General features: G+C 55.9%; 22 protein-coding genes. 13 read left to right on the top strand and 9 right to left on the bottom strand.

From position 1 onward, the window contains the following. Positions 1-1,890, bottom strand: coding sequence for a DNA gyrase/topoisomerase IV subunit B (locus tag ACTRXA_RS02525; RefSeq protein WP_442425630.1), 1,890 nt, complete (start codon positions 1,888-1,890; stop codon positions 1-3). Positions 1,891-1,898: 8 nt separating this feature from the next. Further along, positions 1,899-4,178: a DNA gyrase/topoisomerase IV subunit A gene (locus tag ACTRXA_RS02520; protein WP_442425629.1), complete on the bottom strand. Its 2,280-nt coding sequence runs from the start codon at positions 4,176-4,178 to the stop codon at positions 1,899-1,901. 564 nt (positions 4,179-4,742) lie between these two features. Between ACTRXA_RS02520 and ACTRXA_RS02515 the strand changes: the two genes are divergently transcribed. Beyond that, positions 4,743-5,840 carry an Mrp/NBP35 family ATP-binding protein gene (locus ACTRXA_RS02515; RefSeq protein ID WP_442425628.1) on the top strand — a complete coding sequence of 366 codons (1,098 nt, stop codon included), beginning with the start codon at positions 4,743-4,745 and terminating at the stop codon, positions 5,838-5,840. 44 nt (positions 5,841-5,884) lie between these two features. Beyond that, positions 5,885-6,241, top strand: coding sequence for a DUF971 domain-containing protein (locus ACTRXA_RS02510; RefSeq protein WP_442425627.1), 357 nt, complete (start codon positions 5,885-5,887; stop codon positions 6,239-6,241). Positions 6,242-6,331: 90 nt separating this feature from the next. On the opposite strand, the gene ACTRXA_RS02505 is transcribed toward ACTRXA_RS02510, so the two are convergent. Together ACTRXA_RS02505 and ACTRXA_RS02500 are read right to left on the bottom strand one after the other, a co-directional pair. Continuing rightward, complete coding sequence (locus ACTRXA_RS02505; protein WP_005010681.1) at positions 6,332-6,775, bottom strand: PCP reductase family protein; 444 nt, start codon at positions 6,773-6,775, stop codon at positions 6,332-6,334. Positions 6,776-6,796: 21 nt separating this feature from the next. Further along, entirely contained in the window at positions 6,797-7,684 is an 888-nt protein-coding gene (locus ACTRXA_RS02500; RefSeq protein ID WP_442425626.1) for a P-loop NTPase, read from the bottom strand. A 343-nt stretch (positions 7,685-8,027) separates the two neighbouring features. Between ACTRXA_RS02500 and truA the strand changes: the two genes are divergently transcribed. The 9 genes from truA (at position 8,028) to ACTRXA_RS02455 (ending at position 18,106) form a co-directional block, all read left to right on the top strand. Further along, positions 8,028-8,804 (top strand): tRNA pseudouridine(38-40) synthase TruA, encoded by a 777-nt coding sequence (gene truA / locus ACTRXA_RS02495; RefSeq protein ID WP_442425625.1) that lies wholly within the window; start codon positions 8,028-8,030, stop codon positions 8,802-8,804. Positions 8,805-8,872: 68 nt separating this feature from the next. Continuing rightward, positions 8,873-9,964 (top strand): 3-isopropylmalate dehydrogenase, encoded by a 1,092-nt coding sequence (gene leuB, locus ACTRXA_RS02490; RefSeq protein ID WP_442425624.1) that lies wholly within the window; start codon positions 8,873-8,875, stop codon positions 9,962-9,964. Beyond that, positions 9,964-10,974, top strand: coding sequence for an aspartate-semialdehyde dehydrogenase (locus ACTRXA_RS02485; RefSeq protein ID WP_442425623.1), 1,011 nt, complete (start codon positions 9,964-9,966; stop codon positions 10,972-10,974). The genes leuB and ACTRXA_RS02485 overlap by 1 nt, the downstream gene beginning before the upstream one ends. Positions 10,975-11,107: 133 nt before the next feature. Continuing rightward, positions 11,108-13,399, top strand: a complete 2,292-nt coding sequence (locus ACTRXA_RS02480) for a hypothetical protein (protein ID WP_442425622.1) — start codon at positions 11,108-11,110, stop codon at positions 13,397-13,399. Between the two features lie 131 nt (positions 13,400-13,530). Next, positions 13,531-14,388 carry an S-methyl-5'-thioadenosine phosphorylase gene (mtnP, locus tag ACTRXA_RS02475; RefSeq protein ID WP_442425621.1) on the top strand — a complete coding sequence of 286 codons (858 nt, stop codon included), beginning with the start codon at positions 13,531-13,533 and terminating at the stop codon, positions 14,386-14,388. Further along, on the top strand, positions 14,385-15,674 hold the full coding sequence (hemL, locus tag ACTRXA_RS02470; RefSeq protein WP_442425620.1) for a glutamate-1-semialdehyde 2,1-aminomutase: 1,290 nt from the start codon (positions 14,385-14,387) through the stop codon (positions 15,672-15,674). Before mtnP ends, hemL begins: the two co-directional genes overlap by 4 nt. 44 nt (positions 15,675-15,718) lie before the next feature. Further along, the gene (gene eno / locus ACTRXA_RS02465) at positions 15,719-17,008 is read left to right on the top strand and encodes a phosphopyruvate hydratase (RefSeq protein WP_442425619.1); all 1,290 of its coding nucleotides are present in this window, start codon (positions 15,719-15,721) and stop codon (positions 17,006-17,008) included. A gap of 6 nt (positions 17,009-17,014) precedes the next feature. Continuing rightward, positions 17,015-17,329 carry an FtsB family cell division protein gene (locus ACTRXA_RS02460; protein ID WP_442425618.1) on the top strand — a complete coding sequence of 105 codons (315 nt, stop codon included), beginning with the start codon at positions 17,015-17,017 and terminating at the stop codon, positions 17,327-17,329. Between the two features lie 492 nt (positions 17,330-17,821). Then, the gene (locus tag ACTRXA_RS02455) at positions 17,822-18,106 is read left to right on the top strand and encodes an integration host factor subunit alpha (protein ID WP_442425617.1); all 285 of its coding nucleotides are present in this window, start codon (positions 17,822-17,824) and stop codon (positions 18,104-18,106) included. 18 nt (positions 18,107-18,124) lie between these two features. Here ACTRXA_RS02455 and queA read toward each other — a convergent pair whose 3' ends face one another. Continuing rightward, the gene (queA, locus tag ACTRXA_RS02450; RefSeq protein ID WP_442425616.1) at positions 18,125-19,165 is read right to left on the bottom strand and encodes a tRNA preQ1(34) S-adenosylmethionine ribosyltransferase-isomerase QueA; all 1,041 of its coding nucleotides are present in this window, start codon (positions 19,163-19,165) and stop codon (positions 18,125-18,127) included. A 137-nt stretch (positions 19,166-19,302) separates the two neighbouring features. Here queA and ACTRXA_RS02445 point away from each other — a divergent pair, with 137 nt between their 5' ends. Next, positions 19,303-20,115 carry a cytochrome c family protein gene (locus tag ACTRXA_RS02445; protein WP_442425615.1) on the top strand — a complete coding sequence of 271 codons (813 nt, stop codon included), beginning with the start codon at positions 19,303-19,305 and terminating at the stop codon, positions 20,113-20,115. Positions 20,116-20,209: 94 nt separating this feature from the next. After that, positions 20,210-21,592, top strand: coding sequence for a nucleotide sugar dehydrogenase (locus ACTRXA_RS02440; protein WP_442425614.1), 1,383 nt, complete (start codon positions 20,210-20,212; stop codon positions 21,590-21,592). Between the two features lie 27 nt (positions 21,593-21,619). Here the strand turns inward: ACTRXA_RS02440 and ACTRXA_RS02435 are convergent, their stop codons facing one another. The 4 genes from ACTRXA_RS02435 to ACTRXA_RS02420 are packed head-to-tail and all read right to left on the bottom strand — an operon-like array spanning position 21,620 to position 23,605. Next, positions 21,620-21,886, bottom strand: a complete 267-nt coding sequence (locus ACTRXA_RS02435; RefSeq protein WP_442425613.1) for a hypothetical protein — start codon at positions 21,884-21,886, stop codon at positions 21,620-21,622. Positions 21,887-21,901: 15 nt separating this feature from the next. Then, positions 21,902-22,285: a RidA family protein gene (locus tag ACTRXA_RS02430; RefSeq protein ID WP_442425612.1), complete on the bottom strand. Its 384-nt coding sequence runs from the start codon at positions 22,283-22,285 to the stop codon at positions 21,902-21,904. A gap of 32 nt (positions 22,286-22,317) precedes the next feature. After that, positions 22,318-23,070: a DNA repair protein RecO gene (gene recO, locus ACTRXA_RS02425; RefSeq protein ID WP_442425611.1), complete on the bottom strand. Its 753-nt coding sequence runs from the start codon at positions 23,068-23,070 to the stop codon at positions 22,318-22,320. Next, complete coding sequence (locus tag ACTRXA_RS02420) at positions 23,057-23,605, bottom strand: methylated-DNA--[protein]-cysteine S-methyltransferase (RefSeq protein WP_442425610.1); 549 nt, start codon at positions 23,603-23,605, stop codon at positions 23,057-23,059. Before ACTRXA_RS02420 ends, recO begins: the two co-directional genes overlap by 14 nt. Positions 23,606-23,649: the final 44 nt, after the last annotated feature.

Here is a 23,649-nt window from a genome sequence, read left to right as displayed (position 1 = left end):
TCAGATGTCGAGGTCTTGAAAAAATACGGCTTTCTCTTTAATGAACTTGAAGCGGTTCTGGGCGTCCTTGCCCATCAGACGGTCGAAAGTGACGTCGGTATTCCTGTCATCGGCAATAGTGACGCGGATCAGGGTGCGGTTGGATTTGTCCATGGTGGTGTTTTTGAGGTCGGAGGAGGGCATTTCTCCCAGACCTTTGAAGCGGCCGATTTCGTATTTCGCACCGTTCAGTTTGGAGACAATCTTGTTCTTTTCCTTGTCGTCGATAGCGTAAAAGGTCTTTTTGCCGGCATCGATGCGATACAAGGGGGGCTGGGCGATGTAGAGATGGTTTTCGTGGATCAGGCGCGGCATGAAACGGTAGAAAAAAGTGAGGAGCAGGGTGCAGATATGGGCCCCGTCCACATCGGCATCGGTCATGAGAATGATTTTTCCATAACGCAGTTTTTCATACTGGTAATTTGGTTCGATTCCTGTTCCGAGGGCGGAGACGATGTTCTGGATTTCCTGGTTGGCAAGGATCTTGTCCTTGGTCGCGGTTTCAACATTAAGAATTTTGCCGCGAATGGGAAGGATGGCCTGCGTTTTGCGGTCGCGTGCCTGTTTGCTGGAGCCGCCGGCGGAATCGCCTTCACAAATGAACAATTCGGACTCATCCCGGAGAGTGGACGAGCAGTCGGAAAGTTTTCCCGGCAGGTTGAGCCGGTGCGAGATGTTCGATTTGCGGTTGACGGAGTCCTTGGCCTGACGGGAGGCGATGCGTGCCTGCGCCGCCAGGATGATCCGGTTGGACAGCAGGTCCCCCTGCGTCTGGTGTGTGTTTAAAAAGTCTTCCAGCGAATGACGCACCACGGAGTCCACCTGCGACGTGATGTCCGAGTTGAGTCGCCCCTTGGTCTGGCCCTGGAACTCGACATCGCCCTGCAAATAGATGTTGATGATGGCGACAAGGCCTTCTTTCACGTCGTCTCCGGTGATGCCGGAAACGCCTTTGGGTAACAGGTTGCGTCGCTCGATGTAGGCGCGAAGCGCCTTGGTGATGCCGTTGCGAAACCCGTTTTCATGGGTGCCGCCGTCGATGGTTTTAATGGCGTTGGCATAGGAATGGATCACCGTATCGGTTTTCGAAGTCCACAAAAACGCCACTTCCAGCCTGAGCTCCTTATCCTCCTTCTCCACGTACATCGGTTCCGGAGTGAGCGACGCGTTGGCCGGGGTGATCTTGCGGATGAAGTCCTTGATGCCTTCCGGGTACTGGAACACGTGGGTGTTTTTGTTTTCGCGCACGGTGATCTTCAGCCCCTTGTTGAGGAATGCCTTCGATTCCGCCTGCTCGAGGATGGCTTTCACGTTCCACGCGATCTTGGGGAATATTTTCGGATCCGGCCGGAAGGTGATTTCTGTACCGCGGTTGCGGGTGGCTTTGCCTTTTTTCAGTTTGCCCTCGGCCTTGCCGCAGGAATAACTCTGCGTCCACTCGAAGCCGTCGCGCCGGGACGTCGCGGTGAGGGATTTCGACAGCGCGCACACCACCGCCATGCCGACGCCGTGCAAACCGCCGGACACTTTATAATTGCCCTCCTGGAATTTTCCGCCTGAATGGAGCGTGGTGAACAGGATTTCCATCGCGCTCTTTTTGGTTTTGCGGAACGTGTCCACGGGGATGCCGCGGCCGTTGTCCTTGATGGTGATCTCGTCCTCGCGGTGGATGGTGACCTCTATGTGATTGCAGTGGCCGTTGAGCGCTTCATCGACGGAGTTGTCGAGGATTTCCCACACGAGATGGTGCAGTCCTGTGGACGAGGTGGAGCCGATGTACATGCCCGGCCGTTTGCGGACCGGTTCCAGCCCCTCCAATACCTGGATGTCTTTTGCCTGATATGTGCTCATTGTCTAATTCAATTTTCCATAATGCGGACGACCTTGACGCGTTTGACCACACCCACGCCCTGGCTCCCACGGTTGTATTCCGGCACCGCCGTCATTTTAAGTTCTTTGATTTTGCCGCTATCCAGCAGAAGTTCCACCGTTTGGCGTTTTTTCACACATTTCGCGGCGAGGAACCGGCTGTCGCCGACGTTGATGAGGCGGACACCCACGCCCGCCCCGCTCAGCTGCGTGATCTGGTCCAGCTTCACCAGCATGCCTTTGCCTGCCTCCGTCAGCAGAAAGGCATGGGTGCCGGCGGTCTGGATGACCGTTATCAGACGCGCGTTGTTTTTCAGCGTCATCACCTTCTTGCCGGAGCGGGTGGTCTCGCCCAGGTTTTCGGTGGCGAAACGGAAACCGTAGCCTGCGGAATTCACCAGCAACAGTTCCGCGTCTTCCTCCTGGCCGATGCCATCCAAAGGAAGGCTCTGCTGCTCGCCCCTGGCCGCTTCCCGGGCTTCCACCGATTGGGGCGACAGCAACGGAAGCATCCTGATCACGCGCTCTCCGTCGCCGAACTTGAACAGGTTCTGAATGGGTTCGCCGAATCCACTGCGGGTGTAGGGCAGGGCGTGGACCTTTTGCACATACACCACGCCGTGGGAGGTGAAGAAGGCGACCAGGTCCGCCGTGTTGACACGCGCCATTTCCAGCAGGCCATCGTTTTCCTTGTACTTGAGGGATGCCGGGTCGGATACGGATTTCATCTTGCGGAGCCAGCCGTTTTTGCTGATCACCAAAGCTACGTCCTCATGCTCGATGAAGTCCTCAGCGTTGAATTCCACCCCGTCATCGGAACCAAACTGGGTCCGGCGTTTGTCGCTGTACTTGTCCGTGATCTCCTTCAATTCGGTTTTGACTTCCTGCCAGATTTTCTTTTCGGATTTCAGGATGTCTTTCAGCCGCTTCTGTTCCTTTTTCTTTTCCTTTTGTTCCTGCAAAATCTTGTCGATTTCCATCGACACCAGCCGGTAGAGCGGGATGTCGAGAATGGCCGCCGTTTGTTCGTCGTCCAGTTTGAACGTCTTTTTGAGTTTCGTCGCCGCTTCGTCCTTGGACTTGGACGACCGGATGAGTTTCAGTGCCTTGTCGAGATCTTTGAAGATGACTGCGAAGCCGTCCAGGATGTGCAGCCGTTTTTCCAGCACTTCAAGGTCATATTTGATGCGGCGCGTCACCACGTCCTTGCGGAAGTCCAGGAAATGCAGGCACAACTCGCCTATGGACAAGCGCTCGGGCTCGCCGTTCGGCTTCAGGCAGTTGAAGTTGATCTGGAAACCGCTTTCCAGGTCCGAGTGCTTGAAGAGGTAGGCCATGATCTTTTCGGGGTCGCTCCCGGACTTGATCTCCAGCACCACGCGCACGTTTTCATCGCTTTCGTCGCGGATGTCGGTGAGAGCCTGCAGTTTTTTTGCGATGATGATCTCCGCGATCTTCTCGATCAGCCGCGCCTTGTTGACGCCGTAAGGGATTTCGATGATGACGATCTGTGTTTTGCCCCGCGCCAGGGTTTCCATCGTCCATTTGCCGCGCACCTTCAGGTTGCCGGAGCCTTCCTCGTACATCTTGCGCAGTTCGGTTTTGGAATTGAGCAAAATGCCGCCGGTCGGGAAGTCGGGTCCCTTGATGTGTTTCATGATCTGCGTCGTGGTCTGATTGCGGTCGTCGATGAGCGACATGAGCGCGTTCATGACCTCTTTCAGGTTGTGGCTGGGAAAGGAGCACGCCATGCCTACGGCGATGCCGGAGGAGCCGTTGATGAGCAGGTTCGGCACCTTCGATGGCAGGATAACGGGTTCCTGCAGGGTGTTGTCGTAGTTGGCGCGGAACTCGACGGTGTTCTTCTTGATGTCGGCCAGCATGTAGCTGGTGATGGGCGTCAGCTTGCCTTCCGTGTAACGGTATGCCGCAGGGGAGTCGCCGTCCACCGATCCGAAATTGCCCTTGCCGTCCACCAATGGGTAGCGCATGGCGAAGTCCTGCGCCATTCGCACCATGGAATCGTAGGTGGAAGTGTCGCCGTGCGGATGAAACTTACCCAGCACCTCTCCGATGATTTTGGCTGACTTCACCGGCTTGGCTTCTGCGCCCACACCCATGCCGTTCATGGCATACAGGATGCGGCGGTGAATCGGCTTCAATCCATCACGCACGTCCGGCAGGGAACGGGAAACGATGGTGGAAAGGGCATAGGTGAGAAACCGGTTTTCCAGTTCCTGAGTGATATCTGATTCTTTTTCGTTTGCCATGACCGAAGGATAAACAGGGTGATTTGCCAGAGGACCGGCCTCCGTTGCGAAGGGCGGGTCCGGGGTCCATCATCTCTACGTCCACGATGGAGGAGGATGGGAAACAGGGCCCAATGTTAAATTAGGGCTCGGGACCGGATGCGTCATTAAGGGTATTTTAGACCCTTTAAAATTAATGACTTAAGTAAAATGACTAACACAGTGCCCAACTTTTGTAAAGATTAAAATACATTATGTTGTGGGCGCTGCTTTCGAATGTACACTATATATTGTAATATGGTTTTTTATACGATTCTTTCGCGGGGAATAGGAAAATCTCCCCGAAGCAGGTTGGGAGAATGGGTTTTCAATTTCCCATATTCCATGCAATGATGTATTTTAGAAAACTTTTTTTGGGGATTTGCCATCCTAAAACCAAGGAAGCGGGCAAATGACCCCTTCTTTTTCGAATTGACGGAAGCCATCCCTCAGGCCGCCTTGTCAGGCGCGGCCTTGAATCTTATAAATCTCGAATAAAGACACGCGTCAAGTCAATCTATTTGTGATCCATCCCGGGAGCGAAATATGTCGGATCAAGATTTACAGGTAAAAGTCATCGGGGCTTTGAAGACGGTCATGGACCCCGATCTGCATAAGAATATAGTGGACCTTGGGTTTGTCAAAAACCTCGAAACCAAAGACGGCAAGGTGAAGTTCGACGTGGAATTGACCACTCCCGCCTGTCCGGTGAAAGAGGAATTGAAAAACGAATGCCAGACCAAGGTCGGTGAAATCGAAGGCGTGAAGGACGTCACGGTCAACATGACCTCCAACGTGCGGCCTTCCGAGCATCAGCAACCCATTCTGACCGGCGTGAAAAACATCATCGCCGTGGCCAGTGGCAAGGGCGGCGTGGGCAAATCCACCGTCAGCACCAACCTCGCCATTGCCCTCAGCCTGAGTGGTGCCAAAGTCGGCCTGATGGATGCGGACATTTACGGCCCGAGCATTCCGAAAATGCTGGGCATGCCCATCAAACCGCCCAGAGGGGCCGACAACAACAAGTTTTTCCCGCACGAGAAATACAACCTGAAAGTCATTTCCGCCGCTTTCCTCACGGAAGAGGGACAGCCGCTGATGTTGCGTGGCCCCATGCTGGGCGGAATCATCCAGCAGTTCCTGCAGAACGTGGAGTGGGGTGAGCTGGATTACCTGGTCATCGACCTGCCTCCGGGCACGGGCGATGTGCAGTTGACCCTCACCCAGCGGGCTCCGCTGTCCGGCGGGGTGATTGTCACCACCCCCCAGCAGATCAGCGCCATCGACGCCGACAAGGGCGTCAAGATGTTCCGGCAGGTGAAGGTTCCTGTTTTGGGTGTGATTGAGAACATGAGCTACTTCATCTGTGACGGTTGTGACAAGAAACACTTCATTTTCCAGTCCGGCGCCGGGCAGAAGCTGGCCGACGATTCCAAGGTGCCGTTCCTGGGTGACATCCCACTCATCCCGGATGTGGTTGCCGGGGGCGATTCTGGGGTGCCGATCCTCCTGAGCAATCCCGATTCTCCGGCCTCTTTGGCTTATAAGGAACTGGCGGGAAAAGTCGCGGCGCAGATCAGCATCAACCAGGCGAGTGCGGAAAAGAAAATCGATTCCAGTTTCGAACTGGCCTGGAAAGCGTGACGTCTTCAAGCTGAGCACAATAGAAACCTGAAACCGGAATGGGTATGAGCGAAGAGCCGAAGAAAAAAATGGAAGAGAGTGAAATGACTCCCAGCGATGTGAAGCAGGTGGACGAATCCACGCTGGGAATCACCTGGCCGGATGGACACGAATCGGTGTATCCGGTGAAGTTGCTCCGCGAGAAATGTCCGTGCGCGCACTGCATCGACGAATGGACGGGGGAAAAGAAAATCAAGCCGGGCATGATTCCGGACAGCATCCGCCCCCTCACGATCAAGGCGGTGGGTCTTTATGCTTTGCAGTTCGACTGGAACGACGGCCACAGCACGGGACTTTACCCGTATGAATTGTTGCGGCGATTGTGCCAGTGCGGGGAGTGCAAGTCGCAGAACGCGGCGTGAGTTTTTACGTTTAAAAAGTATTGGCAATAAAAAACGGGTCGGCCTCTTACAGGCCGGCCCGTTGTTTTTTTGTTCGCGGTGAGCGGGTTGTTACATGCCCACCTTGTCGCGCACCTCGTCCATCAGGGCTGCGTCAATCACCTTGATGCCCTTGGACTTGGCGAAGTTGATGACGGTCTTTTTGGCCATGCCGCGCACGAAGAAGGGGACCTTCTGGATGCGGTCCTTGGCTTCCTGCGTCCACTCGACATCGCCTTCGTCGCTGGGCTCCGCTTTCTTGAGCTCTTCCTTGCCTCCGGCCAGCGAACTGCCCACCATGCCGAACGGTGTTTTGCCGAACTCCGAGGCGCCGCCTGCTTCCACGCCGAGCTTGCTCACGAACTCCGTTTCAAATTTATTGGTCAGCATGGCGATCATATGCCCGCATTTTTTGCATTTGAACTTGAGAGCGATGTTCTTGCTGTCATCGGTCATCAAGAGACCATCTTTTTGAGTTTCCATCTGCTCGTCGCAGGGAATGCAAAGGAACTTCATGGGTCCTCTCCTTAACTTGTTTTATTTCGATTGAATGAATTTCTCGATGCCATCGACGACGGCGCCGAGCGCTTTGCCGGTGATCGAATCGGGGTACTCGGTAACAAACAGTTTGTTTTTCCCGGACTCCTTCGAAACCCGGCTGTCAAAGGGGACCCGGCCCAGGAAGGGGATGCCCTTCGTTTTGGCCAACTCCTCGACGTTTTGCCCCTCGAACAGGGAGCCTTCCTCGTTGCAATGCGGGCACACGTAGGTGGCCATGTTTTCCACCAGCCCGATGATCGGTACTTTCAGCTTTGAGTTCTTGGTGATCGATTTCGACACGATGTGCTGGGAGATGGGGGAGGGGATGGTGATCTCCACCACGCCCGCCAGTTCCGGAATCAGGTCGCGGATGTTGTCGATACGGTCGCTGCCCGGAGGCATGTCGATCAATAGATAATCCAGTTCGCCCCAGATGGTGTCACGCAACAGTTCCTGCAGGGCGGTCGACTCCATGGTGCTCACCCAGACGGCGCTGGCTTTTTCGTCTTCCGTCCACATGACGGGAGCATCGGCGCTTGGCAACAGCATGTCCATGGACATGATCTTGATACCCAACGCGCCCTCGCCGGGATGCACGCCTTCTTCCTCGACTTTCAACTTGGCGTCGTTGGGCACGCCCAGGAGTTTGGCGACACTGGGGCCGTTGAGGTCCGCGTCCAGAATCCCCACCTTGTGCCCGCGCTGGGCGAGGCACGCCGCCACGTTGGCGGTGATGGAGCTTTTTCCGACGCCCCCCTTGCCGCTCATCAGGCAAACCTTGTGCTTTATTTTATCCATCCTGGCGCGCAGTTTCTGCTGTTGGCTGACCACCTGTTCCACAATGTTGGAACCGCCGTCAGAAGCCAGGTCGTTGTACGTTTTCATCCTGAAACTCCTTTGATTTGAATCGATTCGAGTATCTGGCTGTTGCGTCCGATGGCCCCTATCTTATAGAATTTGCCCCCGATTGGAAAGAATTAGTTTCCCCTCGGAATTTCAGCCTTTTGCCCTCTTGCGGGGCCGTAATGAAGGACTATATTAGTGATGTGAGAAATGGTCCAATCCATCGGGAGGGTCAAGAGGAGCCATGAGTCCACCGCGCCAGAAAGCCAAACCCAACCATTCATGATCCACGTATAAACGTGGATGCTTCGTCAAGACGGAGCCAAATGGATAAAAATCGCGACGGTCCGAGACTGTCGCGATTTTTTTCATGTAATATCCCCCCATGCGCCGCATCAAACTCCTCCTCGAATACGAAGGCAGCCAGTACCACGGCTGGCAGTTCCAGCCAAACGGGATCACCATCCAGGAAGTGCTGGAGAAACGGCTGGAGACCATCACCGGCAGGAAAACCCCGGTGGTCGGCTCCGGGCGCACCGATTCCGGCGTGCATGCGGAAGGGCAGGTGGCGCATTTCAACACCATCTCGAAGATGACCCCGCGCCAGTTCCTGAAAGCCCTCAACAGCCTTTTGCCGCACGACATTGTGGTGAAAGCGGTGGAAGAGGTGGAGTCGGGGTTTCACGCGCGCAAATCCGCCACACGCAAGATCTATCGCTACACCCTGCTCAACCGGGACTACCCCTCCGCCCTGCGTTGCAAACAGGCTCATTACGTCGCCCAGCCGCTGAAAATCGTCGCCATGCGCAATGCCGCGCGGCACCTGGTGGGCAAACACGATTTCAAATCGTTCCAGGGGGCGGGGTGCGAGGCCAAAAGCACGGTGCGCGAGGTCTTCGACCTCACCGTCAGAAAACGTGGTGACTGGATCGAGTTCTCTGTCGATGGCAATGGTTTCTTGAAACACATGGTGCGTAATCTCGTCGGTACATTGATCGAGGTGGGCTACGGGCGCATCGAACCCGACGCCATTCAGGAGATTCTGAAAGCGCGGGACCGCAGACAGGCCGGCCCCACCGCCCCGGCACGCGGACTCTGCCTGGTTGAGGTGTTTTACGACAAACCGAAAGCCAGACGTCGCACGGCATCCAAAAAAAAGTGATCGGCTTTCGGCACTGGCGGGTTTTCGGGTATAATGCTCCGTTTCATTTTTGAAAGGTGGCGACAGGTATGAGTCAGGAATACACGATTGCGGTTCTGCCGGGCGATGGCATCGGCCCCGAAGTGACTGCCGAAGCGGTGAAGGTCCTCCGGGTGGTGGAGACGCGCCTCGGCCTCAAATTGAATTTGAACGAAAAGCCCGTTGGCGGCGCGGGATACGAGGCGACCGGACACCCCCTTCCGGGCGATACCTTGCAGGCGGCGAAGGAAGCCGATGCGGTTCTGTTGGGGGCGGTGGGCGGTCCGAAGTGGGAGACCATCGATTTTTCCCTGCGGCCCGAACGGGCTCTGCTGGGACTGCGCTCTGAACTGCAACTGTTCGCCAACCTGCGGCCGGCCAAGGTGTTCCGCGCGCTCACCGAGGCTTCGACGCTCAAGCCGGAAGTGGTGGAAGGGCTCGACATCCTCGTGGTGCGGGAACTCACCGGCGGCATTTATTTCGGCGAGCCGCGCGGCGTGGTGGCGCTTCAGGGAGGCGAGCGGCGCGGCACGAACACGCTGGTCTACACGGAAAGCGAAATCGTCCGCATCGCCAAGGTTGCCTTCGACGTCGCCCTCAAGCGCGACAAGAAAGTCTGTTCCGTGGACAAGGCCAATGTGCTGGAAGCCACCGGCCTGTGGCGCGAGGTGGTGACCGGTGTTCACGAAAAAGAATACAGCGAGGTCGAGTTGTCGCACATGTACGTGGACAACGCCGCCATGCAACTGGTGCGGAATCCCAAGCAGTTCGACGTCATTGTCACCACCAATATGTTCGGCGACATCTTGAGCGACGAGGCCAGCATGCTCACCGGCTCCATCGGCATGTTGCCGTCGGCCAGCCTCGGCGGCAAGACGGCGATGTACGAACCGATTCACGGCAGCGCCCCGGACATCGCCGGAAAAGACATGGCCAACCCGCTCGCAACCATCCTGTCGGTGGGCATGATGTTCAAGTATTCTCTCGACCGCGAGGACGTCAACACAGCGCTCGAAAACGTGGTTGAATCGATTCTGGAAGAGGGGTACCGTACGAAAGACATCATGTCGAACGGCATGAAGGAAGTGGGTTGCAAGGCGATGGGCGACCTCGTCGTGCAGGCAATGGAGAAGAAACTGTAATGCAGAAAAAAGATTCATACAATGTCGCGGTGGTGGGCGCCACGGGAGCCGTGGGCCGCACCATGATCGCCACCCTGGAGGAACGCAAGTTCCCGGTGGCGGAACTGCGCCTGCTGGCTTCGAGCCGTTCGGCGGGAAGCGAACTGCCGTTTCACGGCAAACCCGTCACCGTGCAGGAGTTGAAGGACGACTCGTTCGTGGGCATTGACATCGCGCTGTTTTCGGCGGGCGCCTCGACCAGCCGGCAGTTCGGGCCGAAGGCGGTGGAGGCGGGGTGCGTCGTCATCGATAACAGCAGTGCGTTCCGCATGGAACCGGGCATTCCGCTGGTGGTTCCGGAGGTCAACCCCGATGCAATCCAGAGCGGGCCGGGCATCATTGCCAATCCCAACTGCTCGACCATCCAGATGGTGATGGCCTTGAAACCCCTGCACGACCGATTCCGTGTGCGTCGGGTCATCGTTTCCACCTACCAGTCGGTGTCGGGATCAGGACAGAAGGCCATCGACGAACTGACGCACCAGAGTAAAAACGCGCTCAACTGCGAACCCCTGGTGAAGAACGTCTATCCGCACCAGATCGCGTTCAACTGCCTGCCGCACATCGACACGTTTCTCGACAACGGCTACACCAAGGAAGAGATGAAGATGGTCAACGAGACCCGCAAGATCATGGGCGACGACACCATCCAGGTCACGCCGACCACGGTCAGGGTGCCGGTGATGTACTCGCATTCGGAGTCGGTGTACGTCGAGACCGATGAGGAGATCGACGTCGCCGAGGTGCGCCGCGTGCTGTCCGCCTTTCCGGGCGTCAGCGTGGTCGATGCGCCGGAGAAGAACGAATATCCGCTGGCCATCGACGCCGCCGGGCGTGACGAGGTGATGGTGGGACGCATCCGCAAGGACCTCGCCAACCCGAAAGCCCTCAACCTGTGGGTGGTGTCCGACAACCTGAGAAAAGGCGCGGCGCTGAACGCCGTGCAGATTGCGGAAGCACTGATCCGCTGACCCTCCCCCTCGCCACGGCAGGCGCACTTTTTCCTCCTGGATCCTTCCCGGCCTTTACAAATCTCCAAAAATAATTAAAATACATATACTTACGAATTGCCGGCTCCCGGCCGGCACCTCGGAGATTTGACCGATGCCGGACCATTCAGCCGAAGATTCCCCGCGCGATCCGAACGTCCGCGGTTCCGAGTGGCGCCCCGCCGACTCCGCGGAACTTTCGCGACTGCTCCAGACGGCGGCGCAGGAACGCAAAAACCTGCAACTCCTGCTCGACTACTTCGAGAACAACGTCGGCAAACTCTCCGATACGAAACAGTATTTCGAAAAATTCAGTCAATCCCTCCCCGATACATTCAAAAAACTCGACACCCTGCAAAAGCGCCTGAAAGAGATGCAGGCGCTGGAGGGGTCGATCGGCAAGTTCGAGTCCACTGCCTCCACGCTTGAGGTCCAGTTCAAGGAACTCAAACAGGATCTCAAGAACGTGCGCGCCTTGCACGACGAAGTGGAGCAGAAAACCAAGTCCCTCAGCCAGCAGAAACGCACCGCCGAGAAGGCCAATGAAGAATCCGGACGGCTGAACGCGCTGGTGTGGGACATGGAAAGCAAGATCACCAGGCTGAAAGAAGACAGCGGAAAACTGCGCGATGCGGAGAAACGCGTTGCCAAGATAGAGTCCCTGCTGAACAAGGCGGGCGGGCAGGTGGAAGAAGTAACGCGCTTCCGCACGACAATGAAGGAGTCGTCCGACCGCGTCGGCGATCTCAAATCCCTGGTCAGGGACCTGGACCACCGTTTCGCTACGGTCAAAAAGGACCGCGAAGTGGTGGGCAGTTACCTGCGCAGCCTGGGAGATGTGAAGCAGCAGTTGAGCCAGGCTAAACTTCAAACCGACAAGGTGCTTGCGCAACGGGAACAGGTCAAAACCGTGCAGGAGACGGTGGACCGCCTGTTGAAAGAGACCAGTGACCTTCATGTCGAAGCCGACCGAATCAGCGAGAAAGCCGGCCACATTCGTGAAGTCGGCGCGCGCATGGAAGAGCTGGAGACGATGGCCGACAAGGTCAAAACCCAGCTGGTGCAACTTCACGAGGACAAGGCTGAAGTTCACAAGCTGGAGGAGAAAATCGGCTCGCTCCAGACCCTGCTCGAATCCACCATTCAAAACAAGCTCGAAACCCTGCAAGCCGAAGCGGGGAAGCTCGACACCTTTGCCGAGAACCTTAAATCATTCGAGGACACGGCGCAGGAAACCGAACGGCGGATTGAACGCTTCCGCGAGGAGTTGAAAGGGGCGGCATCCATTGAATCCACCTTTACCAGGAATAAAGAACTGGGCGAGGAGGCGGCGAAACGGCTGGATAGCATTCTCGAAAAACGCGACTGGTTGAACGAGGTTGAAAAACGGGTGAACGGTCTTTCCGCCATGATTCACAACATGGAGGAAAAGCTCGAGGACCAACTCCAACGCAAGGGGTTGATCGAAAAACTGGAGAAAAAGATCGATGGCCTCGAATTCTTTATTGAAGAGGCCAACGTCAAAACCGGCAGTCTCAATCGTCAGATCGGCCAGCTGGAAGAAATGGAAGGGCGGCTGGCACGTTTGAAAGAACTGGCCGACGGCATTGAGTCGCGCATCGAGCACGCCAGCCGCGAGAAGGCCGAATGGGAGGAGCGGGAGAAACGCCTCAGCCACCTCGTGTACACCATGACGACGCTGGAGAAAGATTTGCAGAAGCGGGTGAAGGAAGTCGATGCGTCGCAGGCCCAGGTGGCGAAGATGGATGCGTTGAAAGCCGGACTCGATGCGGCTCTCGCTGGTCTCGATTCCAGGCAGTCTGCCATCGATGAACGGCAGAAAGCCGTTGCCGCCACCGATGAGAAGCTGGACGCCATCGACCGCATTTTAAAAGATCTCCAGCGGCGTCAGGCAACGCTTGAAGAAAAGGAAGCGCATGTTGCCCGCGCGGAGAAACAGTCGCGCCATTTGGAAGACAAACTCGCGGAGTTGGAAACGCGGGCGGAATCGGTGGCGGGTCAGGTGTCGAAAGTGCGCGAGGTTCAGGAAAACCTGGCGCAACTGGAAGGCCGCATTGCGGAGATTCAATCCGAACGCGAACGTCTTGACTCGGAAAGGCAAAATCTGGATGATGCCCTTTCTCAGGTCAATGATCTGACCCGGGCGGCGAGCGAGAGCCGCGAACAGGTGGAAGCTTTCGAAAACCGCCTGCGCGAATTCGAGTCTCTGGAAAAGCGTCTGGGCGAACTGCACGTTCTGTCCGGTGACATCACGGCGAAAATCGAAAATCTCAAGCAGGAGTCCGGTCTTCTTGATGCCACAGAGGACCGCATCTCCGAACTCAGGTTTCTACTTCAAAAGGCGGAGCGCGTTTCGAACAATTTGAAAGAGGACACCGAGGAGTGATCCGGGCCCTTGATATGCAAACAGGGGAGGGGGCCCGGGTCATTTCCTCTTTAACTTCCGCGTCCGCCCTGCTACAACATTCGTTTTCATCGGAACCGCAACCTTCCCATTCCAGTTAGAAAGGACAATCGATGGCGGCAGATATTCTCGGCGTGATCGGCGGTAGCGGCCTGTACAACATGAAGGACCTCAAGGTGGAAAAGGAAGTCGCCGTGGACACGCCTTACGGTGCCCCTTCGGACCCAGTAGTGATCGGGGAGCTTGCGGGAACGAAACTCGCATTCCTGCCGCGCCATGGCGTCGGCCACCGCATCACGCCATCTGAGATCAATTACCGGGCCAACATCTTCGCCATGAAAAAACTCGGCGTCGAGCGCATCGTGTCGGTCAGCGCTGTGGGAAGCATGAAAGAAGAGATCGCTCCCGGGCACATCGTTCTTCCCGACCAGTTCATCGACCGCACCCATCGGCGCATCGGTACCTTTTTTACCGACGGCATCGTAGGCCATGTGAGCCTTGCGGACCCCATCTGTGACGACATGCATGGCAAAGTGCTGGAAGCCAGTCAGAAAGCGGGTGCGGTGGTGCATCCGGGCGGCACCTACGTTTGCATCGAGGGTCCGCAGTTTTCGACACGGGCCGAATCGAACGTGTACCGCAGCTGGGGCGTGGAAGTGATCGGCATGACCAATGTTACCGAAGCGAAGCTGGCACGCGAGGCGGGCATTTGTTATGTTACCATTGCCCTCGCCACGGACTACGACTGCTGGCACATTGAAGAGGAGCCGGTGACGTTGGAACAGGTGCTGGAGATCATGCACAACAACGTCGAACTGGCGCAGACCATCCTCAAGGAAGTGGTGGGGCTACCCGTTCTTGAGCGCCAATGCGAATGCGGTGAGGCGGCGAAAAAGGCCATCGTCACCGATCCTGCTAAAATTCCCGATCAACGCAAACGAGACCTCGAAACCCTGTTTGGAAAGCTATGAACCGCAAGAAATCCGAATCCCTGTTTGAGTCAGCACAGCAAGTCATCCCCGGCGGTGTCAACAGCCCTGTCAGGGCATTCAAGGCCGTCGGCGGCCATCCCCTGTTCATCCAGAAAGCCAATGGGTCTCGTCTGTGGGACGTGGACGGCAATGAGTTCATCGACTACAACGCGTCGTGGGGGCCGCTCATCTTCGGGCACGCACACCCACGGATCGTCGATGCCGTGAAACGCGCCGCGGAGAACGGCACCAGCTTCGGCGCGCCGACGGAACTGGAAATCGAGATGGCGAAAAAGGTCATCGACTGCGTGCCCTCAATCGAGCGGGTACGCATGGTGAGTTCGGGTACCGAGGCGACGATGAGCGCCATCCGCCTGGCGCGCGGCTACACCCGGCGCGACAAAATCGTCAAATTCGAGGGCAACTTTCACGGCCATGGCGACAGCCTGCTGGTCAAATCCGGTTCCGGCCTGATGTCGCTGGGCATCCCGGACTGCCCTGGCGTCATCGAGGACCTGGCGAAAAACACATTGACCCTGCCTTACAACAACGGCGATGCGGTGACCGAACTGTTCGACAGGATGGGGAGCGAGATCGCCTGCCTGATCGTCGAGCCCATAGCCGGCAACATGGGGGTCGTTCCGCCGAAGGAAGGGTTTCTGCAAACGCTCCGCGACGTCACCAGCAAGCACGGCGCGCTGCTGATCTTCGACGAGGTCATCAGCGGGTTCCGCGTCGGTTTGGGCGGGGCGCAGGAAGTGTACGGCATCACGCCGGACCTCACCACGCTGGGCAAGATCATTGGCGGTGGACTGCCCGTGGGCGCCTATGGCGGCAAGAAGGAGTTCATGGACCACATCGCGCCGGTGGGATCGGTTTACCAGGCGGGCACGCTTTCCGGCAACCCCCTTGCAATGGCGGCGGGACTGGAGATGCTGAACCTGCTCTCGGGCAAGGGGGTTTACGAGGATCTGGAGGCGAAAAGCCAACGCCTGTGCGGGGGCTTCCGCAAGAATGCGGAGGAAGCGGGTGTGCCCGCGTTCTTCACCCGGGTGGGCTCGATGTTCTCCATGTTTTTCACCGATAAAGAGGTTGTGGATTTCGAAACCGTGTCCACCTGCGACCTCGAATTTTTCAAACGTTATTTCAACGCAATGCTGGAGTCGGGCATTTACATTGCCTGTTCTCAGTTCGAGGCGGGATTCATGTCCGCCGTGCATACGGAAGAGGAAATCGATCGGACGATCGAAGCCAACCGCGACGCCCTGAACAAGGCGAAGGGTTGATTTCCATACACGCTGAATGAGTTGAGGGGATCAAGAGGAGAATCATGAGCGAAATCGTTGGTATTCAGGCAAGACAGATTCTGGATTCTCGGGGCAACCCGACGGTGGAAGTGGATGTGTTTCTGGAAGAAGGGCTGATGGGCCGCGCCGCGGTGCCCTCCGGCGCGTCTACCGGATCGCGCGAGGCACTGGAGTTGCGCGACGGCGACAAGAAAACTTATATGGGCAAGGGAGTGCAGAAGGCGGTCAAGAACATCAACGCCAAGATCGCCCCGGAACTGGTGGGCATCGAGGTGACGGAACAGAGGTTGATCGACCGCATCATGATCGAGATGGACGGCACCGCCAACAAGGGCAAGCTGGGAGCGAATGCTATTCTCGGCGTGTCTCTCGCGGTGGCGCATGCGGCGGCGAACGATCTCGACATTCCCCTGTTCAGCTACATCGGCGGAAGCAACGCGTGCGAACTGCCGGTACCGATGATGAACGTACTGAACGGCGGAGCGCATGCCGACAACAACGTCGATATTCAGGAATTCATGATCATGCCCGTCGGCGCGAACAGCTTTCACCAGGCCCTGCAGATGGGAACCGAGGTGTTTCACCACCTGAAAGCCGTGCTCAAGAAGAAAAAGTACAACACCGCCGTGGGCGACGAAGGGGGTTTTGCGCCCAACCTCAAGTCCAATGCGGAGGCCATCGAGGTGCTTCTGGCCGCGATCAAGAGCGCCGGATACAAGGAAGGCAAGGACATCCTTCTGGCGCTCGACGTGGCGGCAAGCGAACTCTACAAGAATAAAAAATACGTTCTGCAGGCGGAGAAGAAACCCAAACTCACCTCCGACGAAATGGTCGATTACCTGGCAAAACTGGTGAAGAAGTACCCGATCGTCAGCATCGAAGACGGTCTTGCCGAAAACGACTGGAAAGGGTGGGAGAAGCTCACCAGGAAAGTGGGTGATACCACGCAATTGGTGGGTGACGACCTGTTTGTTACCAACACCCAAATCCTGAAGAAGGGCATTCAGGAAGGCGTGTGCAATTCGATTCTCATCAAGGTGAACCAGATCGGGACGCTGACCGAAACGCTGGAAGCCGTGGAGATGGCCAAACGGGCCGGGTACACCGCGGTCATTTCACATCGTTCCGGTGAGACGGAGGACACCACCATCGCCGACATTTCGGTGGGCGTCAACTCCGGCCAGATCAAGACAGGGTCCCTGTGTCGTACCGACCGTGTGGCGAAGTATAATCAATTGTTGCGCATCGAGGACATGCTTGGCCCGGCGGCCGTGTTCAAGGGCCGCGAGGTGTTCTATAACCTGGGAATGTGATTTGCCATGGCCATCAAAACGAAACCGCTCAATAGAATCCAGGCTACGATCGGGCTCAGTCTCTTGCTGTTCGCCATTATGGTCGGGGTCGCGGTATTCAGCGACGATGGTGTGATGACCGTATTTAATTTCAATGACGACCTGGAAAAACTGAAGCAGGGAAATGCCTCTCTGGTTCAGGAAAACAAAGCATTGCAGAAGGAAATCGAAGCCCTCAAAAAGGACCCGCTGGCGGTTGAGCGGGTCGCCCGCGAAAAATTAAATCTGGTTCGCCCCGGAGAAACTGTTTACCAGATTGTACCCCACCCCGATAAATCCTGAATTCATGCGGCAGCAGTTTTCTTAACGATTGATTTCAAACCATTTATAACAGATTTGATACCTCGCGTAAGCTTAAGTAATTTATTGGAAAATAGTCATAAATGGCTGGTTTTAAATGGTATTTTTTGTATCAGTTTAGCGCTTTTGGTATAGGATTTCGTTTCTGCAAAGTTTGAGCCAAACCGGTTTCGGAATTAGTGTAATAACCTATTGATTATTTTGAAATAAATGGTAAAGTAGATTCATTCCTCTTTGGGTAACGAGTAGATTCAAGAGTCAGGGTGTCCGTGTCGATAGGGCAGTACATCAAGTTCGATCGAGGCTTGGTTGGCAGATCTGGCACCTTGGTGGGTCCTCCCGGTGTGGCTGCACCGGTGGAGGTGGATTTGCAGGATACCCAATGATGCATAGCCATGAGGGGCGGAGAACAGGTGAAAATGCCTGATAAATAGGCTTATATCATTTTCATTTTCGTGAACTGAAGGAGGGAGCATGACCAAGCAAGATATTATCAACCATGTATCTCAGGAAGCGAGCCTGTCCCGGGCCAAAGCTGAAGAAGCGGTGGAAACCGTGATCAAGCTTATAAAGGAATCTTTGGGGCAGGGTGAACCTGTGATCTTGCGGCGTTTTGGAACCTTCCAGGTCAAGGCCAAGACCAAGCGCATGGGGCGCAATCCCAAAACCGGTGAGGAAGCTGAAATTTCCGCCCGTAAAGTGGTTCGTTTCAAGTCCGGGAAGCACTTCAAGCAGGCTGTCAACAGTCAGGAAAGTTGACTGGCGACTGCAGTAGTGTCACAGAATCAGCATGGCGTCCCCGTAACTGAAAAAACGGTACTTTCTCGTTATGGCTTCCCTGTACGCCTGATCCATCAGGGGTTTTCCGGCAAAGGCGCAGACCAGTAAAAACAGGGTGGAGCGGGGCAGGTGGAAGTTCGTAAGCAACCGGTCCACGTTGCGAAAGGTTTGGCCGGGATATAAAAACCGATTCGTCCAGCCTTCCACGTCCTTTTCTGTGGCTGTATCGAAATTGACCGATTCCAGTACGCGAGTGCTGGTTGTACCTACCGCGAAAACGGGCCGTCCCTCGGCTCTCGCCTGGTGAATTTGGTTCCAGGTGGATGCGGGGATCCGGTAAAACTCCTCCTTCATTTGATGGTCCACAACCTTGTTTGTCCTCAGGGGCTGGAATGTGCCCGGGCCCACATGAAGAGTTAGAAAACCCAGTTCCGCTTTTTTTTTCAATAAATTCATCAACTCGGGCGTGAAATGCAGGCCGGCGGTGGGTGCGGCAATCGCCCCTGCCTCTTCGGCAAACACAGTCTGGTAACGTTCCCGGTCCAGCGAATCCATTTTCTCCCCCAGTTCCCCCGAGCGCTTGATGTAGTGCGGAAGGGGCATCCTGCCTTTCTGGTTCAGGGTGGCTTGCAATAGTTCCTCACTGGAAAATCGCATCCGGGCCATTGCCTCCTCCACCCCCTCAAATACGGCACTCAATTCATTTCCAAACCGGAACGTCTGGCCGGGCTTGAGCCTGGACAGTCCACGTGTCAGAACAAGCCATGAGCCGGATTCCACCTTGCGGGCCAGGAGCCACTCCACCGGCTTGCCGTTATCGGTGCGGTGTCCTTCCAGTTTGGCCGGGAGCACGCGGGTGTTGTTGAAAACCAGCAGGGGACGGTCAGTCAGAAATTCCGTGATGTGCGGGAACATCCTGTGCTCAATTTTTCCAGTGATGCGGTCCACCACCATAAGGCGGGAAGCATCCCTTTCTTCAGTGGGGGTCTGCGCGATCAATTCGTCCGGCAGGTGAAAATCGAAATCAGATATATCCATGAAATCTATTGTATTATCAGATTTTTGATCGTTTGGGGGCAGGAAATTCGTATTGACCTGACTGGGCGTTTATTATATCCTGCGCGGACGTTTAAATGGAGTGCTAACCGAAACTGCCAAACATCAGGGTGACAACAATGGCTAATGTTTTTAAATCGTTCGGATATCTATTTCTGACCTTATGCCTTTTTCTGGGTTATTCCGACACGGCCGACGCCGCCAAGAAAAAGGTCCCCAAGCGACCTAAATTCGTGGGTGCCACGAAGTGCGATGGTAGCTGCCACGATCCCTATTACCAGGCTTGGAAGAATTCACCCCATGGAAAAACATTTGATTTGCTGAAGCCGGGCAACGCCGCCGATGCCAAGAAAAGAGACGGCCTTGATCCGGAAAAAGACTACACTGCCGATCCGGCCTGCCTGTTCTGCCACACCACCGGCTACCGTCAGCGTGGTGGATTCATACCCCCCGGAACGAAATTCAAAGGCCGCGATGTTAGCACCCGAATCGACCCGACCGAGCCCAATCTGGAGCAAGTGGGTTGCGAAATGTGCCACTCTGTTGCCGGTGGTTCTCAATTCCGCGTTGTGATGAAAAACACCAAGGGTGATTTCAAGAAAGGGGATACTGAGAAGTATGGCCTCCGCTGGGATTACAAGAACGTGTGCAACCGCTGCCATGGCCACAAGCAGAATCCGCATAAGGGCGACAAGGTCGATCTGGAAGCGGCTCTGGCCAACGTTCATCCCTTCTCCAAGTTCATCACCGAAGATAACGCCGACCAGAACATCGTGAAGGACGGCAAGGTGAAAGACCGGGCGAAGGAAAAAGGTCCTTCAGAAGAAAAAGGCATCGTCATCGAAAACTGGAAGATTCACAAAGGCAAACTGCGCTTTCTGAAAGGCGGACGGGCCTTCAATTACAAGAAGGGCAAAATTTACTATAAATAATCATTTGGCGAATTTCGCCGTTATACTATCAGGGAGTGCCGGTTCGGCAACGAACCGGCCTCCCTTTTTTTATGTCCAACGGTGGGAGTCTGCTATGGGGGATTTTGTCAAAAAAATCGTGTGCATCGGGGCCGGGTATGTGGGAGGGCCGACCATGGCCGTCATCGCTCACCACTGTCCGGATTACAAGGTGACAGTGGTGGACATTTCGCAGGAAAAAATAGCCCTGTGGAACTCGGACCAACTGCCTATTTACGAGCCCGGTTTGTATGACCGCGTCGTCCAATGCCGGGGACGCAACTTGTTTTTCTCGACCGAGGTCGATAAGGAAATCGGCGAGGCCGATATCATCTTCGTCACCGTCAACACACCGACCAAGACCTACGGTGAGGGAGCCGGGCGGGCGGTGGATTTGCAGTTCATCGAGCAGACCGCGCGACGCATCAAGGAAAACTCCAGGTCCGACAAAATCGTCGTTGAAAAAAGCACCATTCCCGTTCGGGCTGCGGAGACGCTCCGACGAATCCTGCATTCCGGTGACAACGGTGTCCATTTCGAGATCCTGTCCAACCCGGAGTTCATGGCTGAAGGCACCGCCATTCGTGACATGGAGGAACCCGATCGTATCCTGATCGGGTCCATGGACACCCCCGCAGGCCGGGAGGCGCGGGACGAACTCACCCGAATTTACAGACACTGGGTGCCCAACGAACGTGTCCTCACCACCAATTTATGGAGCAGTGAGCTGTCGAAACTGGTGGCCAACGCGTTCCTCGCCCAGCGTATTTCGTCCATCAACAGCATCTCCGCCCTGTGCGAACAGACGGAAGCGGATGTGACGCAGGTGGGTCATGCCATCGGCATGGACACGCGCATCGGGGCCAAGTTTCTAAATGCCGGAATCGGTTTCGGCGGGTCCTGCTTCCGTAAGGACCTGCTCAACCTCATTTACCTGTGCGAGCACTATGGCCTGCATCCGGTGGCCGAGTTCTGGCAGAAGGTGGTCGACATCAACGATTTCCAGATGCAGAGATTTGTTCAGCGGATGGTCAACGCCATGTTCAATTCCATCGTCGGCAAGAAAGTCGCCATCCTCGGGTTTGCCTTCAAGCCGGACACAGGCGATACCCGGGATGCACCGGCCATTCATATCTGCCGTGCGTTGCTCGAGGAGCGGGCCTGGCTCAGTATCACCGATCCACATGCCCTTCCCAATGCTAAAAAAGATCTGGAGGGCATCCCGGGTGAAATCGATTACCTGGACGACCCCTACCTGGCGGTGAAGGGCGCCCATGCCATCGCCCTGCTGACGGAATGGAACGAGTACCGGAATCTGGATTACAGGAAAATCTACGACCTTATGGAAAAACCCGCATTTATTTTCGATGGGCGAAATCACCTCGACCACGATGCCCTGTTCGATATCGGGTTCAACGTGTACGGTGTCGGCAAACCGGCACGGGAGCACTTTGATTGAGTTGACAGGGGGAACCGGGTGGGGAACTCACCCGGCCTTGTCCGGCGTGTGGCAGAAGGTGCAGTCTTCCATTCTTCGGTGCGGCATGATGGGGATGTTGCTCGCCTGCCCGGTGTGGCAGTTCAGGCACTGGGCGGCCTTGGCCTGGGGATCGTGAAAATCCCGTTTACTCAAGTGCGGAGCCGAGTCCAGCAACATATAAACGAATGTTCCGGCAATGATCGCTCCCAGCACGGCCATGGCCTTGTAAAAGTTGATCTGGCCCTTCAATTCCTGCTTCTTTTTTTTTGCCATTGAATTGAATCTCTTTCAACCTGCCTGGGCAATCACATCGATTTCCACCTTCGCTCTTTTGGGCAACGCCGCAACCTGCACACAGGCCCGCGCGGGTTTCCCGGTGGCGAAATATTTTTCGTACACACCGTTCATGCGGGCGAAGTGGTTCATGTCGGCGAGATAAACGTTCGCCTTCACCACATCCTCGAACCCCAGTCCCGCAGCTTTCAGAATGGCGCCAATGTTTTCCAGGGTCCGTTCCGTTTCCTCTTCAATTTCTCCGGACAGGAACTCGCCCGACTTCGGGTCGAGTGCAATCTGGCCGGAGGTGAACACAAACTGCCCTGCGCGGATGGCCTGCTGGTACGGGCCGATGGCGGCCGGGGCGTCCTCGGTGTGAATGGCTTGTTTTTCCATGGTCCTCGCTTTCGGTTTCAGGGTGTGCGGAATCAAACCGCCATTTTCTTTATAAAGGGATAGGATTTCAACTCCCTTCCCAGCCGCGCCAGAATGAGGCGGTGGGTGATGGACTCGATCTCCGCCTCGCTTCCTTTGGGAATTTTCAATCGGTCGGTGTGCTGGATATCCAAGGTCAGGAGCTTCCGCAGGTAATTGAGGGTGCCGTTCTGGATCCGGGCCTCCAGCACCGTCTGGTCCTGGCAAACCGCGCACAGAATGCCGTGCCGTGTGTAGCTGAATCCCACCCAGCGGGACCGCGGCTCCTCCCGGCATTGAATGCACCGCTTCAGACGCGGGGTGTATCCCGCCAGCGCCATGATTCGCATTTCGTAAAGGCGGCACAACGTTTCCAGGTCGCCTTCGCCTTCCACCTTGCGCAGGGCCTTGCACAGCAGGTCGAAGGTTGGAATTTCCGGATGCGCCTCCGCCACGAGGCTCTCCGACAACTCGATGAAGTAAATGCCGGTGTAAAACTTCTGAGGGTGCTCCCGCACTTTCTGGAAGGAGTGCACGATATCACACTGGTTGAGGCGGTAGAGGTCCTGATGCTCCTTACCAAAATAGATGAGCGACAGGTGAGTCATCGGTTCCAGGCACGCACCGAATCGGCTTTTGATGCGCCGGGCCGCCTTGGCGACGACCTTCACCTTGCCATACTCCCGCGTGAACAGGGTGACGATCTTGTCGGCGTCGCCCAGGTTCATGCTGCGCAGGACAACGGCCTGCGTTCTATACAGCGGCATGGGTGTGTGTTTCCAGGTCCAAAAGAAATTCCTTGATATGCAGACCCCCGGTGTAGCCGCCCAGTCCTCCGTCGGCATGGATCACACGGTGGCAGGGAATGATGACGGGTACAGGATTTTTACCGTTGGCGTTGCCCACGGCGCGGCTGGCATTCGGGTTATCGAGTTTTTCCGCCAGCCAACCGTAGCTGCGGGTCTCCCCAAATGGAATGCTCAAAAGCCGCTTCCACACTTTTCGTTGAAACGGCGTGCCGCAGGAAATATCCAGGTCACAGTCGAACTCTGTGATCTCTCCTTTAAAGTAGCCTTCCAATTGATCCAATACGGGCTTCAACCGTCTGGAATCAGCAACCGGACGGGCAATGTACACGTCTTCCAGATAGCTTACAAACTGACGTTCACTTTTCTGTGCCGTGCGGATGTTGCACACGCCTTTATGGGTCGAGGCAATGCCAAGAATACCGATCGGGCTGTCCATCGTCGCATAAAAAAGGGAATCGGTTTCGAGGCGTTGATGTTTTCGAATGGGTTGCATGGTGGAGTGTCCTTTTCGCACTAGGTGACCGACGGAAGCCATTG

Source organism: Nitrospina sp. P1_D6, assembly GCF_052156615.1.
Taxonomy (GTDB): domain Bacteria; phylum Nitrospinota; class Nitrospinia; order Nitrospinales; family Nitrospinaceae; genus Nitrospina.
This window is presented reverse-complemented; position numbering and strand designations above follow the sequence as displayed.